14 protein-coding genes are annotated in these 13,175 nt (G+C 69.9%); 8 read left to right on the top strand and 6 right to left on the bottom strand.

Annotated elements, in window-relative coordinates; translation table 11 throughout:
- Entirely contained in the window at nt 1-936 is a 936-nt protein-coding gene (locus YIM_RS16020) for an NADP-dependent oxidoreductase (RefSeq protein ID WP_153031113.1), read from the top strand.
- An 8-nt stretch (nt 937-944) separates the two neighbouring features.
- Here the strand turns inward: YIM_RS16020 and YIM_RS16015 are convergent, their stop codons facing one another.
- Nucleotides 945-1,337, bottom strand: a complete 393-nt coding sequence (locus YIM_RS16015; RefSeq protein WP_153031112.1) for a MerR family transcriptional regulator — start codon at nt 1,335-1,337, stop codon at nt 945-947.
- 58 nt (nt 1,338-1,395) lie between these two features.
- Between YIM_RS16015 and YIM_RS16010 the strand changes: the two genes are divergently transcribed.
- Nucleotides 1,396-2,760, top strand: a complete 1,365-nt coding sequence (locus YIM_RS16010) for an MFS transporter (protein ID WP_153031111.1) — start codon at nt 1,396-1,398, stop codon at nt 2,758-2,760.
- A 146-nt stretch (nt 2,761-2,906) separates the two neighbouring features.
- A complete protein-coding gene (locus YIM_RS16005) occupies nt 2,907-4,751 on the top strand; it encodes a PhoX family phosphatase (RefSeq protein ID WP_153031110.1) in 1,845 nt (614 codons plus the stop codon).
- 2 nt (nt 4,752-4,753) lie between these two features.
- Here the strand turns inward: YIM_RS16005 and map are convergent, their stop codons facing one another.
- Together map and YIM_RS15995 are read right to left on the bottom strand one after the other, a co-directional pair.
- Nucleotides 4,754-5,578 carry a type I methionyl aminopeptidase gene (gene map / locus YIM_RS16000; protein ID WP_153031109.1) on the bottom strand — a complete coding sequence of 275 codons (825 nt, stop codon included), beginning with the start codon at nt 5,576-5,578 and terminating at the stop codon, nt 4,754-4,756.
- Nucleotides 5,579-5,655: 77 nt separating this feature from the next.
- Nucleotides 5,656-6,549, bottom strand: a complete 894-nt coding sequence (locus tag YIM_RS15995; RefSeq protein WP_153031108.1) for an RNA polymerase sigma-70 factor — start codon at nt 6,547-6,549, stop codon at nt 5,656-5,658.
- Nucleotides 6,550-6,670: 121 nt separating this feature from the next.
- On the opposite strand from YIM_RS15995, the gene YIM_RS15990 reads away from it, so the two are divergent.
- Both YIM_RS15990 and YIM_RS15985 read left to right on the top strand, forming a co-directional pair.
- Nucleotides 6,671-7,153: a carboxymuconolactone decarboxylase family protein gene (locus YIM_RS15990; RefSeq protein WP_228004769.1), complete on the top strand. Its 483-nt coding sequence runs from the start codon at nt 6,671-6,673 to the stop codon at nt 7,151-7,153.
- A 13-nt stretch (nt 7,154-7,166) separates the two neighbouring features.
- A complete protein-coding gene (locus YIM_RS15985; protein ID WP_153031107.1) occupies nt 7,167-7,919 on the top strand; it encodes an SDR family oxidoreductase in 753 nt (250 codons plus the stop codon).
- Nucleotides 7,920-7,928: 9 nt separating this feature from the next.
- Here YIM_RS15985 and YIM_RS15980 read toward each other — a convergent pair whose 3' ends face one another.
- Together YIM_RS15980 and YIM_RS15975 are read right to left on the bottom strand one after the other, a co-directional pair.
- Complete coding sequence (locus tag YIM_RS15980) at nt 7,929-9,113, bottom strand: FAD-dependent monooxygenase (RefSeq protein ID WP_153031106.1); 1,185 nt, start codon at nt 9,111-9,113, stop codon at nt 7,929-7,931.
- A gap of 5 nt (nt 9,114-9,118) precedes the next feature.
- Entirely contained in the window at nt 9,119-10,567 is a 1,449-nt protein-coding gene (locus YIM_RS15975; protein WP_153031105.1) for an MFS transporter, read from the bottom strand.
- Nucleotides 10,568-10,672: 105 nt separating this feature from the next.
- On the opposite strand from YIM_RS15975, the gene YIM_RS15970 reads away from it, so the two are divergent.
- Nucleotides 10,673-11,308 carry a TetR/AcrR family transcriptional regulator gene (locus YIM_RS15970; RefSeq protein WP_153031104.1) on the top strand — a complete coding sequence of 212 codons (636 nt, stop codon included), beginning with the start codon at nt 10,673-10,675 and terminating at the stop codon, nt 11,306-11,308.
- Here YIM_RS15970 and YIM_RS15965 read toward each other — a convergent pair.
- Nucleotides 11,299-11,457, bottom strand: a complete 159-nt coding sequence (locus YIM_RS15965) for a hypothetical protein (protein WP_153031103.1) — start codon at nt 11,455-11,457, stop codon at nt 11,299-11,301. The genes YIM_RS15970 and YIM_RS15965 overlap by 10 nt on opposite strands.
- Nucleotides 11,458-11,610: 153 nt before the next feature.
- Between YIM_RS15965 and YIM_RS15960 the strand changes: the two genes are divergently transcribed.
- Entirely contained in the window at nt 11,611-12,414 is an 804-nt protein-coding gene (locus YIM_RS15960; protein WP_153031102.1) for an ABC transporter ATP-binding protein, read from the top strand.
- Nucleotides 12,411-13,172 (top strand): ABC transporter permease, encoded by a 762-nt coding sequence (locus YIM_RS15955; protein ID WP_153031101.1) that lies wholly within the window; start codon nt 12,411-12,413, stop codon nt 13,170-13,172. Before YIM_RS15960 ends, YIM_RS15955 begins: the two co-directional genes overlap by 4 nt.
- The last annotated feature ends 3 nt before the right edge of the window (nt 13,173-13,175 follow it).

Below are 13,175 nucleotides of genomic sequence, written 5' to 3'. Positions count from 1 at the left end.
ATGAAGGCGATTGGTGTCTCCGACTTCGGTGGTCCGGAAGTGCTGCGGGTCCTGGACCTGCCCGAACCGCGTGCGGGCCGCGGTGAAGTCCGCATCCGGGTGCACGCGGCCGCGGTGAATCCGACCGATGTGCTGCTGCGGACCGGCGGCCACGCCGTCCGCATGCCCGGCCGCCGTCCCCCGTTCGTGCCCGGCATGGACGCGGCGGGCGTGATCGACCAGCTCGGCCCCGGCGTGGACGACCGGCTCGCCGTCGGGCAGCGGGTGGTCGCCATGGTGTTGTTCACCGGTCCGCACGGTGGCGCCTACGCCGAGCACGTCGTCGTGCCCGCCGCGTCGGTGGTTCCGGCGCCGGAGGGGGTGGACTTCCCCGCCGCGTCCACCCTGCTGATGAACGCGATGACCGCACGCCTCGCACTGGACGCGCTTCCCGGCGGCACCATCGCGGTGACCGGTGCGGCCGGTGCTGTCGGCGGGTACGCCGTCGAGCTGGCCAAGGCCGACGGCCGGACCGTCATCGCCGACGCCGCCCCGGCCGACGCCGACCGGGTGCGCCGGTTCGGTGCCGATCACCTCGTCGAGCGCGGACCCGATGTCGCCGAACGCATCCGCGCGTTGGCGCCCGACGGCGTGCCCGGCCTCATCGACGGCTCGACGCAGACCGGCGACCTGCTGCCCGCCATCGCCGACGGCGGCACGCTGGCCGAACTGCGGGGCTGGTCCGGCCCGGCCGACCGCGGCATCCACGTCATTCCGGTGATGGTGACCGACGGCATCACCGACACCGCGCGGCTGGACGCGCTGAGCCGCCAAGCCGCGAACGGCACCCTGAGCCTGCACGTCGCCGACGTGCTCCCCGCCGACGAGGCGGCCAAGGCCCACCGGCTGCTGGAAGCGGGCGGGCTACGCGGCCGGTTGGTGCTGGACTTCTCCTGACCCCGCCGTCAACCCGCGTCGCGCAGCTGGGCGGCGGCGTGCTCGACCGAGGGCGGCGCGGTGGCGATCACCTGGTCCAGGGTGCTGCGGGCGGTGGTCAGCTCGGTGATCTCCGCGGTGAGCCTGGCCCGCTCGCGGTGGAGGTCCACCAGCAGCTCGGGGCAGTCGGCGATGAGCTGCCCGCCCTCGGAACCCATGCAGGGCAGCAGATCCGCGATCGTGGTGGTGGACAGGCCGGCGGCGAGCAGGTTGCGGATGTGCTCGACGGTGGTCACGTCGCTTTCGTCATACACCCGGTAACCACTGGGAAGGCGTTGCGGGCGCAGCAAACCCTGCTCTTCGTAGTACCGCAGCAGGCGCTGACTGACGCCCGTCCTGCGTGCCAGCTCGCTGATGCGCACGGCCCCTCCGGAATTCGCGCTTGACTCTCACATCCATGTGAGACTTTAGCGTCGCGGCATGCCCGATCGACAACTCGAAATCTCCGCCGGTCCGCGCGAATGGCTCGGCCTCGCCGTGCTCGTCCTGCCGACCGCGCTGCTGTCCATGGACGCCACGGTGCTCTACCTGGCACTGCCCAGCCTCGCCGCGGAGCTGGCCCCGAGCCCGGGTCAGCTGCTGTGGATCTCCGACGCCTACGGCTTTCTCGTCGCCGGTTTCCTGGTCACCATGGGCACGCTGGGCGACCGGATCGGCCGTCGCCGCCTGCTGCTGATCGGCGCGGCCGCCTTCCTGGTCACCTCCGTGCTGGCGGCCTTCGCACCGACGGCCGGACTGCTCATCGTCGCCCGCGGCCTGCTCGGCATCGCCGGCGCCACGCTGATGCCGTCCACCCTCGCGCTGATCGGCGGCATGTTCCGCGATCCGCGTCAGCGCGGCACCGCGATCGGGCTGTGGTCCGCCGGGCTGTCCGGCGGGGTGGCGCTCGGCCCGATCGCCGGTGGGCTGCTGCTCGAATGGTTCTGGTGGGGCTCGGTGTTCCTGCTCGCCGTGCCGGTGATGGTCCTGCTGCTGCTCACCGGCCCGTTCCTGCTGCCGGAACACCGCGACCCCGAACCCGGCAAGCTGGACCTCGCCAGCGTGGCCCTGTCACTGGCGGCCGTGCTGCCGGTCGTCTACGGCATCAAGCACCTCGCCGAGGGCGGCTCGGCGCTGCCCGGTGGGATCGCGCTGGCGCTCGGGGCCGGTGCCGGGGTCGTGTTCCTGCGGCGGCAACGGCGGTTGAGCGTGCCGCTGATCGACCTGCGGCTGTTCGCCGCGCGGCCGTTCCGGAACGCGCTGGTGGTCCTGCTCGGCGCGCTCGCCTGTGTCGCCGGGGTCTACCTGTTCGCCGCGCTCTACCTCCAGCAGGAAGCCGCGCTTTCCCCGATCGAAGCCGGTTTGTGGCTGGTGCCCTCCGCCGCGGCGATGGTGCTCACCTCGGTCGCGGCGCCCGCACTGACCCGGCGGCTGCCCGTCCACCGCGTGCTCGCGTGGTCGCTGGTGGTCGCGGCGCTCGGCTTCCTCGTGCTGGCCTGGACCTCGGGAATCGCGCCGCTGGTCATCGGGCTCGTGCTGATCTACCTCGGCCTGGGACCGGTGATGGCGCTGAGCACGGACATCGTGGTCAGCGCGGCGCCACCCGACCGGGCCGGTGCGGCCTCGGCGCTGTCGGAAACCAGCGTGGAGTTCGGCCTGGCGCTCGGCGTCGCGGTGCTCGGCAGCGTCGGCACGTTCGTCCAAAGCAGACACGACTTCACCACCGGCCTCACCGCGGTCGCGGCGATCGGCGTGGCCGTGCTGCTCGCCATGGCCGCGCTGACCGGGCGGAGCAGGCGCGCCTGACCCTTGCCTGCAAGAAGAGGCACAACGGATCCTGGCTTCCTTCGACGGACTGCGACGCGTGCTCGCCACAGCAACCACACCTCGACGGCCCGGTTCGTTCATGTTCGCGTGGAGTGCGGGCCATGTGGCCTTCGTAGCGTCTTCGCATGCGTCCTGACCCCGCCTCCCCGCCCACCCTTTCCGAACTGGCCCAGCGCCGCCTGTCCCGCCGGACGGCGCTGGCCGGTGGGCTCGCCACCGCGGCCGCGTCCTTCTTCGCCACCGCCGCCCCGCGCCCGGCCGCCGCGGCACCGGCCGGGCTGCTCGGCTTCCCCGCGATTCCGCCGAGCAGCGCCGACGAAGTGGTGCTGCCGCCGGGGTACCGGTACCAGGTGCTGTTCCCGTGGGGCCACCCGATCGAGCCGTCCGGCCCGGCGTTCCGTGAGGACGCGAGCAACACCGCGGAAGAACAGGCCAGGCAGGCCGGTGACCACCACGACGGCATGTGGTTCTTCCCGCTCACCGCCGGGGCCGGGCGGGCCGGACTGCTGTGCGTCAACCACGAAGCCACCACCGAGCAACTGCTGCACACCGACGGCAAGGCCGCCTGGACACCGGAGAAGACCGCGAAGTCGATGGCCGCGCACGGGGTTTCCGTGGTGGAGGTCAAGCAGGACCGCGTCGGCGGCGGCTGGCGGCTCGCCGAATCGAAGTTCGCGCGCCGGATCACCATGACCACGCCCGCCGAACTCACCGGCCCGGCGGCCGGGCACCCGCTGCTGCGCACCGGCGCCGATCCCGACGGGGTGCGGGTGCTGGGCACGCTGAACAACTGCGCGAGCGGGCCGACGCCGTGGCGCACCTATCTGACCTGCGAAGAGACGATCAACAAGTACTTCTACTACGGCGAGCAGCCACCGCCCGCGGGTTCGCCCGAGGAGCGCTACGGCATCGGCTCCGAGTCCCCGTATCCCTGGTACACCACGGAATCCCGGTTCGACATGCGGACCGAGCCGAACGAGTACCACCGGTTCGGCTGGGTGGTGGAGATCGACCCGTTCGACCCGTCGTCCACCCCGAAGAAGCGGACCGCGCTCGGCCGCATGGAGCACGAGAACGCCGTCGTGGTGAAGGCGCGCGGCGGTGAGGCCGTGGTCTACATGGGCGACGACACGCAGTTCGACTACTTCTACAAGTTCGTCGGCGCGGAGCCGATCGACCAGGCGCGGGCGGGCGGCCGCAGCCCGCTCGACGCGGGCACGCTGTACGTGGCCCGGTTCGAGGCCGAGGGCACCGGCCGCTGGCTACCCCTGGTGCACGGCGAACCCGGGCTGACCGAGGCCGACGGCTTCGCCGACCAGGCCGCGGTCCTGGTCCACACGCGACTCGCCGCGGACGCGGCCGGGGCGACGCCGATGGACCGCCCGGAGTGGTGCACGGTGCAGCCCGGCACCGGCGCGGTGTTCTTCACCTGCACCAACAACACCGCCCGCACGGAATCCACCGACCCGGTCAATCCCCGGCTGAACAACCGCTTCGGGCACATCGTCAAGATCGACGAGGGCGGCGACCCCGCCGCGGAGAAGTTCGACTGGGACATCTTCCTGCTGGCCGGTGACCAGGAAAGCGGCGCCACCGTGCCCGCCGGCCAGGCCTTCGGCTCACCGGACGGACTGTGGTTCGACCAGGCGGGGCGGCTGTGGATCCAGACCGACGGCACCCAGCCGCTGGTCGACGGAGCCGCCCAGAACAACCAGATGCTCGCGGCGGACCCGGCCACCGGGGAGATCCGGCGCTTCCTGGCCGGGCCGCGGCGATGCGAGATCACCGGCATCACCGCCACCCCGGACGGCCGATCGCTGTTCGTGAACATCCAGCACCCCGGCGACTCCGGCACCCCGGACGACCCGAGGGCCGGCTCGAACTGGCCCGACTTCAGCCCGACCGGCCGCCCCCGCTCCGCCACCATCGTCATCACCAGAGAAGACGGCGGCGTAGTCGGCGGGCGATAAGCTCACGCGTCCTTTGCAGACACCCGCCCGCCGGAACTGCCCGGTGTGGCGGGTGTTTCCGAGTCGCGCCGGGTGAGGACCAGTGGCGCGTCCTCGGTGATGGCGATGGTGTGCTCCGAGTGGGCCGTGCGCGAGCCGTCGGCCGAGCGGATGGTCCAGCCGTCGGGGTCGTAGATGACCCGGTCGGTGGTGCGGGCGAACCACGGTTCGAGCGCGAGGGTCAGCCCCGGCTGGAGCTTCAGGCCGCGCCCCGGCTTGCCCTTGTTGGACACGTGGAGTTCCTCGTGCATGGTCCGCCCGATGCCGTGGCCGCCGAACTCGGTGTTCACCGGATAGCCGTAGTCGCGGGCCACCGACCAGATGGCCGCCGAGATGTCCCCCAGCCGGTTGCCGGGCCGGGCCGCCTCGATCGCCGCCTCCAGCGCTTCCTCGGTGGCACGGATGATCCGCAGGTCCTCCTCGGCGGCCGTGCCGACGATGACCGTGCGCGCCGAGTCGGCCACCCAGCCGTCGATGCCGACCGCGAGGTCCGCGCTGAGCACGTCCCCGTCGCGCAGCACGTAGTCGTGTGGCAGGCCGTGCAGCACGGCGTCGTTGACGGACAGGCAGATGACGTTGCGGAACGGGCCGCGCCCGAACGAGGGCGCGTAGTCCCAGTAGCACGACTCCGCGCCGCGCCGCTCGATCATGCCGCGCACGTGGTGCTCCAGGTCCAGCAGGTTGAAGCCGACATCGGCGAGCCTGCCGACCTCGGTGAGCACCTCGGCGACGAACCGACCGGCCACGTGCATGCGCTCGATCTCCGCTGGCGTCTTCAGTTCGATCACAAAAACCTCGCGTCAGAGGGTGGTTGGTATAGTTATACCGCCAGCCTAGCAGGAAGCGGTATAGTAATACCAGTCGGTCAGCGGCTCACGGCCGTCTCCCGGTCCACACGCGACAGCTTCTCCGGATTGCGCACGTGGTAGGCGCCGGTGACGTAGCCGTTCTCGAGCCGCATCGCCAGCACCCCGTCGACCTCACCGTCGATGCGGACGAGCAAGCCGGGGCCGCCGTTGATCTGCACCGGCTCGACCGACCGTTCGGCGTCGCGCCGCCACCAGCCGGCAGCCAGCAGGCGAGCCACGTTGTCCGCGCCCACGACCGGCCGGAGCAGGGCGTGCTTGACTCCCCCGCCGTCGCTCAGCGCGACGACGTCCGGGGCGAGGATGTCGAGCAGGTCCTGCAGCTCACCGGTTTCGACCGCCCGCTGGAAAGCCAGCAGCGCGGCCCGGGTCTCGGCCGGGGACGCGGTGCCGCGGGGACGGCGCGCGGCCACGTGCGCCCGCGCCCGGTGCGCGATCTGGCGGACCGCGGCCTGGCTCTTGCCGACGGCTTCGGCGATCTCGTCGTACTCCACGTCGAACACCTCGCGCAGCACAAAAACCGCGCGCTCGGTCGGCGTGAGCGTCTCCAGCACCAGCAGCATCGCCATCGAAACGCTGTCGGCCAGTTCGACGTCCTCGGCCACGTCGGGCGCGGTCAGCAACGGCTCGGGCAACCACGGCCCGACGTAGGACTCCTTGCGCCTGCCGACCGCGCGCAGCCGGTCCAGTGACAGCCGGGTGACGATCCGCACCAGGTAGGCGCGCTCTTCCCGCACGGTGGCGCGGTCGACGCCCACCCATCGCAGCCAGGTCTCCTGCAGGACGTCTTCGGCGTCGGCGGCCAGTCCGAGCATTTCGTAGGCGACGGTGAACAACAGGTTGCGGTGGGCGACGAACGCCTCGGTGGCGGCGTCCGCGGTTGGTTCGCTCATACGCACCTGACGCCGGTCCCCGCCGCTTTGTGACAGCCGATCACGTCACATCGCCGGGTTGTCACAGGGATTCGGGAGCGAGCGTCTCGTGTTCGCCAGTAACCCCACGGAAGGAAACGCCATGCAGGAACTCCGGTCGCGCATGCCCAACCCGCTCCAGTTCGTGCCCGAGCTGGCCGAAGTCAGCGCGGGCCTGCACAAGGCCATCGGCAACAGTCCGATCCCGCGGTCCACCATCGGCCTGATGCAGCTTCGCGCCGGGCAGCTGCTCGGCAGCACGTACTTCACCATCCGGGACACCGCCACCCTCCGCGAGGCCGGCGAGTCGGAGGAACGCATCACCGCCGTTGCGACCTGGCGGAACGCGCCCTACTTCACCGACGCCGAACGCGTCGCGCTCGAACTCGTGGAGGCCGTTCTCACGCCGAACCCGGCCGGGGAGCGCGTCTCCGACGAGTTGCACGCCAAGGCGTCCGCGCACTACGACGACCGGGAGCTCTGGTCGCTGATCATCGTGATCGCGCACATCGGCTTCTTCACCCCCGCCGCACTCATCGCCAAGCCCATCCCCGGCCGCGCCCCGGGCCAGAACTACACCGACTAGGAAGGAATCGAACGTGAACAGCAGCAAGTTCGCCGTGGCCGGAGCAACCGGGCGGCTGGGGCGCCACGTCGTCGACGTGCTCACCGAACGGGGGCACCATGTCGTGCCGATGTCCCGTGCCACCGGCGTGGACGTCATCACCGGCGCGGGCCTCGCCGAAGCGCTCACCGGGGCCGGCGTCATCATCGACGTCGCGTCGTGGCACGCCTCCGACGAGAAGGCGGCGACGGAGTTCTTCCGCACGGCCACCCGCAACCTGCACGAGGCCGGGGACCGCGCGGGTGCCGGACGGCTCGTCGCCGTGTCCATCATCGGCGCGGACAAGGCCACCGCCGGGTTTGTCGCTTCCCAGCAGGTACACGAGGAAGCCGCCCTGTCCGGCCCGCTGCCCGCCCGACTCCTGCGGGCCGCGCAGTTCCACGAGTTCGTCGGCCAGCTGCTGGACTGGCGGCAGGGCGACGTCGCCTACGTGCCGAACCTGCCGACCCAGCTGGTGGCCGCGCGCACGGTGGCCGAAGCGCTGGTCGACCTGGCCACCGCCGAGGAAGCCCCGGCCGGGCCTATCCCCGAGATCGCCGGGCCGCGCAAGGAGATCATGGCCGAAGCGGCCCGGCTGCTCGGTGCCCGCCGGAACATCGAGGTCGTCGGCCTCGACAACGCCAAGGTCCCCGACGCCGAACTCGCCGCCAGTGGGGCCTTCCTGCCTGGCCCGCATGCCAGGCTGGCCGGCCCCACCTTCCGGGAGTGGCTCGACGCCCAGCCCTGACCGGCCGACTCACTCGGTGATGGGCTCGGGCAGGGTGAGCGCGGTGTGGGCCGGTCGCCCGGTTTCCGGCGGCAGGGCGGAAAGGCCGCGAAGCCGGTTGTTGCGTTGCGCCAAGGCTTCGGCGGTGACCGGGAAGAGCGCGGCTTCGCCCACACCGACCTGTGCCTGGTTCAGTTCGACGAATTCCCGGGTGTCACCTTCGTACGCGGCGAAGGCGGCGGTGTGGTCACTGTGGACGGCCAGTGACCGGGCGAGCATGTAGGCACCGACGAGGGCGATGCTGGATCCCTGCCCGGTCAGGAAGGACGGGGCGTAGGCGGCATCACCGACGAGGCCGACCCGGCCGCTGGACCAGTGCGGCAGGTGGATCTGGCTGACGGTGTCGAAGAACAGGTCGTCCGCGTCGCGCATCGCGGCGACCATGGCCGGGATCTCCCAGGCGTCATCGGCGAAAGCCGTGGCGACGAGGTCACATTGCGCCTGGGGATCCCGGAATGCCTCGAAAGGCGGTTCGGGGCGGGCGACGACGAGGAACCCGTGGACGTCGTCGCTCCCCTTGACCGCGTAGAGCGCCGCTCCCCGACCGGGAGAACTCCAGAGCACGCCTTCCTGTGACAGGCCGAATTTGTTGGGCATGGTGAATCCGGCGAAGCAATAGCCCAGATAGCGGTGGTACTGGTGCTCCGGCCCGAACACGAGTTCCCGGGTGCGCGAATGCAGGCCGTCGGCACCCAGCACCAGATCGAATTCACGCCGGATGCCACTGCGGAAATCGACCTCGACCCCGTCCTCGTGTTCGGTGAGCGAATCGATGGAGTCACCGAACACGAACTCCACGTCGTCGCGGGTGACCCCGTACAGGATTTCCGCCAGATCCCCGCGACGCACCTCGACGTCACTTCCCTCGACTCCACCGGCCACCACCTGCGGGTGCAGTGACGCCACCTCGCCGCCATCGGCTTCGAGAAAGGTCAATCGGCGCGAATCGATGTGCGCTTCCTGGAGTTGCGGCAGAACGCCCATCCGGCGGACCACCTCCAGCGCGGTGCCGCGCACGTCGATCGGATATCCGCCACCACGCAGCCCGGCGGCCTTTTCCACCACCGTCACTTCGAATCCGTACCGTCGCAACCAGAACGCGACGGCGGGACCGGCGATGCTCGCACCGGAGACCAGAACCGTACCCTTGCTCATTTCACTCAACTCCTCGAAGAGACGCTTTTGTCGCTGACGCGCGACTTCCGAACCAAAAGGACAACCAGGACCGCGGCGACGGCAAATGCCGCGGAAGCGATCGTGATATAGCTGAAAACGCCTGTTCCCGAATTCTCCGGTTCACCGTCGATCACAACGGTGGTCGACTTGAGCACCGCCGCGCCGACGAAGTTCAGCACCACCGAGCCGATCGCGACCACCACCATGACCAGACTGGACACGATGCCCTGCCGTTCGGCCGGCGCCAGGCTGCCCGCCATGTTGAATCCGGAGGTGCCGAGCGCGCCGACGGTGAAACCCAGCAGCAGCGCGAAGAAAATCGCTACGGGGAACTGGGAGACACCGACGAACATGCCGAGGGTGCCCACCGTGCCGAGCGCGATCCCGCCGGCCAGCGTCGCGGCCGGGCCGATGCGGTTGGCGATCACCCCGGCCACCGGACCGCCGATCATCACGCCGATCCCCGGTGCCACGAGCAGCAGGGCCAGCGCGCCCTGACCGGCCAGTCCGTACCCGAGCCCCTGGTCCGCCGAGACGTCGCTGACCAGCGGGATGAGCTGGAGCATGCTCTGGTACGAGCCGGTGCTGAGCACCAGGACGAGCAGCGTGAGCGCCAGGGGCGCGCCGAGATTCCTGACGTCGATCAGGGAATCGGGCTTCCGGCTCGACACCAGGAACCACCTGGCGAACGCCACGACTCCAACCGCCAGCAGAACCAGCGGGCCGACGGCGGTCCAGCCGAACTCCGAGCCGAGGCTGACATAGCTGAGCACCCCGGCCAGTCCGCCACCGAGCAGCAGCGCGCCGCCGACGTCGATCCGGCCGGGTGTCCTGACCAGCGACTCGGGAACGGTCCGGCGCACGCAGATCGCCATCGCCACGGCGACGACGGCCGAGACGAGGAACAGGATCTGGAAGCCGAACTCCGCGGCCAGTTTCTCGGTGAGGAAACGGGAAGCGATGTTGAGCACCGCGGAACCGGAGGTCACGATGCCCACCACGACCATCGCGATCCGCGGGGCGCACATCTCCCGGACGATCGCGACCGAGAGGAACAGGGCGGCCACGGCGGCACCCTGCAACAGGCGGCCGGGCACGAAGATCCAGAGATTGGGCGCCACCGCGCAGAGGAGCGCGCCCGCGCAACTGATCAGCAAGGTCAGTACGAGCACCTTGCGCTTGCCGTGGACGTCGGCGCTCTTGCCGAGCAGCGGCGCCCACATCACGCCGGCCAGCAGCGCGCTGGCGTTGAGCCAGGCCGCCTGGTCGGTGCCGAAGTGGTCGAGCATTTCCGGGAGGACGAGCAGCGGCGCGGTGATCGCCGTGTCGACCATGAAGTTGACCAGAACCAGGACGGCCACCAGGCCGATGAGCCGTCCGTTCCAGCTGGTGTGCGGTCCAGCGCCGGTGTTGCCGATCCTGCTGGGCGGCATGAAGGGACTCCTAACGGCGGGAGCTACGGAGGAGGCGGCCGGCCGGCTTCGCCAAAAACTACACTACACCGTGCAGTTTTCTTGGGCTGAGAATACGATGAGAAGATGGCGACCCCGAGAGCGACCGCGCGGACCCCTGGCCGTCGGCTGCGCGCCGAGGCCAAGCGAACGGCCATCCTGGACGCGGCCGAGGCCCTGTTCGTCTCGGACGGCTACGAACTGACCAGCGTCGACGCGATCTCGGCGCGGGCCGGGGTGTCCAAACGCACCGTCTACGACCACTTCGGCGACAAGCAGACCCTCTTCCGCAGCGTGCTCGGGCGCACGAACGACGCCATGGTCGCGGCCGTGCGGGAGGCGATCGACGAAGAACTCGCCGACGACCGGGACATCCGCGACGCCCTGCTCGGCTTCGCGCGGCGGGTGACGACCGAGATGTTCCCGACGTCGGGCTACGCGACGTTCCGGCGGCTGAGCTCACAGGCTCCCGTGGCGCCACGCCTGCCGGAGGCGGTGCGCGACAAGCCGGAGCAGCTGGTGGCGGACCGGTTCGCGAAGTTCGCCGCGGACGGCAAGCTCCAGCTCACCGATCCGTACCGCGCCATGCAGCACTTCATCGCGCTGACCATGCGCCTGGCCCTGGACGTACTGGACGAGGACCTGGCTGGCGAGGTGGGCAAGCCGGAGATCCTCGCGATCCTCGACGACGGCGTGGACACGTTCCTGCGCGCCTACGGCTGACCGGCCAGCGCACCGAACCCGGTGACATGAGCCGCATGGCTCACCAACTGCGCCATCATGACGCCATGACGGCGCACGTTCCACGAGCCGACGATCCGGCCGCGCTCACCTAGCGCGACCAGCGCTGGCGCGACGAGCTGACCCAGCACACCCCAACCGGTAGCCCCGTCACGACTCCATCGCGCTCAGTAATTGTGGCAAATGATGCCGATATGGCTTGGCATGGCACACGAGATGCGCCATAGTGGTGCCACTCAGTTGCCGCGGGGGCACTGGGCAACAGCGAGAGAACGGACATCCGGATGACAGCCAGTCAGGCCAGGGGGCCTGCGATCCACGTGCGGGGCCTGGAAAAGTCGTACAAGGCGCTGAAGGTGCTGCGCGGGGTGGACTTCGAGGTCGCCCCGGGCAGCATCTTCGCCCTGCTCGGCTCCAACGGGGCCGGGAAGACCACGGCGGTGAAGATCCTGTCCACCCTGCTCAAGGCCGACGCGGGCACGGCCACCGTCCACGGCTTCGACGTCGCCGCCGACCCGGCGAAGGTGCGCGAGTCGATCAGCCTCACCGGCCAGTTCGCCGCGGTCGACGAGATCCTGAGCGGGCGCGAGAACCTCGTCCTGGTCGCCAAACTGCGCCACCTCAAGGGACCGGGCAAGATCGCGGACGACCTGCTCGACCGCTTCGCGCTGACCGACGCGGCCAGCCGCCGGGTGGCGACCTACTCGGGCGGTATGCGGCGACGCCTCGACATCGCGATGAGCCTCATCGGGAATCCGCCGATCGTCTTCCTCGACGAACCGACGACCGGCCTCGATCCGCAGGCGCGCATCGAGGTTTGGCAGGCGGTCAGGGAACTCGCCGCACGCGGCACCACGGTTCTGCTCACCACGCAGTACCTGGACGAGGCCGAGCAACTCGCGGACCGGATCGCGATCCTGCATCACGGCCGGATCATCGTGAACGGCACGCTCACCGAACTCAAGCAGCTGCTCCCACCCGCGAAGGTCGAATACGTGGAAAAACAGCCGACCCTGGAGGAAGTCTTCCTCGCCCTCGTCGGCGACAACAAGAACAGCCCGGCACAAGCGAGCGGGGAACAGCGATGACAAAGCACTTCTTCGGTGACACCACCGTCCTGTTGGGACGGTCGCTGCGGCACATCACCCGCAGCCTCGACACCATCATCACCACCGCGATCATGCCGATCGCCTTCATGCTGCTTTTTGTCTACGTCTTCGGCGGCGCGATCGACACCGGTTCGGACTCGTACGTGAACTACCTGCTGCCCGGCATCCTGCTGATCACCGTGGCGTCGGGTATTTCCTACACCGCGTTCCGGTTGTTCATGGACATGAAGGGCGGCATCTTCGAGCGGTTCCAGTCCATGCCCATCGCGCGCTCGTCCGTGCTGTGGGCGCACGTGCTCACCTCGATGGTCGCCAACGTGATCTCGCTGGTTGTCGTGGTGGGCGTCGCCCTGCTGATGGGCTTCCGCTCGAGCGCCGGAGTGCTGTCCTGGCTCGCGGTGGTCGGCATCCTGCTGCTGTTCACCCTGGCGCTGACCTGGCTCGCGGTCATTCCCGGGCTCACCGCGAAGTCGGTGGACGGTGCGAGCGCGTTCGCCTACCCGCTGATCTTCCTGCCGTTCCTCAGCTCGGCGTTCGTGCCCACCGGCACCATGCCCGGTCCGGTGCGGTGGTTCGCCGAGCACCAGCCGGTGACCTCGATCGTCAACGCGCTGCGGGCGCTGTACTCCGAGCAGCCGGTCGGCGGCGACATCTGGACCGCGCTCGCCTGGTGCGCCGGCATTCTCGGCGTGGCGTACGTGTTCGCCATGGTCGCCTACCGCCGGAAGATCACCTGAGGG

Source organism: Amycolatopsis sp. YIM 10 (assembly GCF_009429145.1).
Lineage (GTDB): Bacteria > Actinomycetota > Actinomycetes > Mycobacteriales > Pseudonocardiaceae > Amycolatopsis.
Note: the sequence above shows the minus strand (reverse complement) of the source record. Positions and strands in the feature narration are given on the sequence as shown.

Coding starts and splice junctions, on each gene's coding strand:
- YIM_RS16020 (WP_153031113.1), top strand. CDS start 1: ATGAAGGCGATTGGTGTCTCCGACTTCGGTGGTCCGGAAGTGCTGCGG.
- YIM_RS16010 (WP_153031111.1), top strand. CDS start 1,396: ATGCCCGATCGACAACTCGAAATCTCCGCCGGTCCGCGCGAATGGCTC.
- YIM_RS16005 (WP_153031110.1), top strand. CDS start 2,907: ATGCGTCCTGACCCCGCCTCCCCGCCCACCCTTTCCGAACTGGCCCAG.
- YIM_RS15995 (WP_153031108.1), bottom strand. CDS start 6,549: ATGAGCGAACCAACCGCGGACGCCGCCACCGAGGCGTTCGTCGCCCAC.
- YIM_RS15990 (WP_228004769.1), top strand. CDS start 6,671: ATGCAGGAACTCCGGTCGCGCATGCCCAACCCGCTCCAGTTCGTGCCC.
- YIM_RS15980 (WP_153031106.1), bottom strand. CDS start 9,113: ATGAGCAAGGGTACGGTTCTGGTCTCCGGTGCGAGCATCGCCGGTCCC.
- YIM_RS15975 (WP_153031105.1), bottom strand. CDS start 10,567: ATGCCGCCCAGCAGGATCGGCAACACCGGCGCTGGACCGCACACCAGC.
- YIM_RS15970 (WP_153031104.1), top strand. CDS start 10,673: ATGGCGACCCCGAGAGCGACCGCGCGGACCCCTGGCCGTCGGCTGCGC.
- YIM_RS15960 (WP_153031102.1), top strand. CDS start 11,611: ATGACAGCCAGTCAGGCCAGGGGGCCTGCGATCCACGTGCGGGGCCTG.
- YIM_RS15955 (WP_153031101.1), top strand. CDS start 12,411: ATGACAAAGCACTTCTTCGGTGACACCACCGTCCTGTTGGGACGGTCG.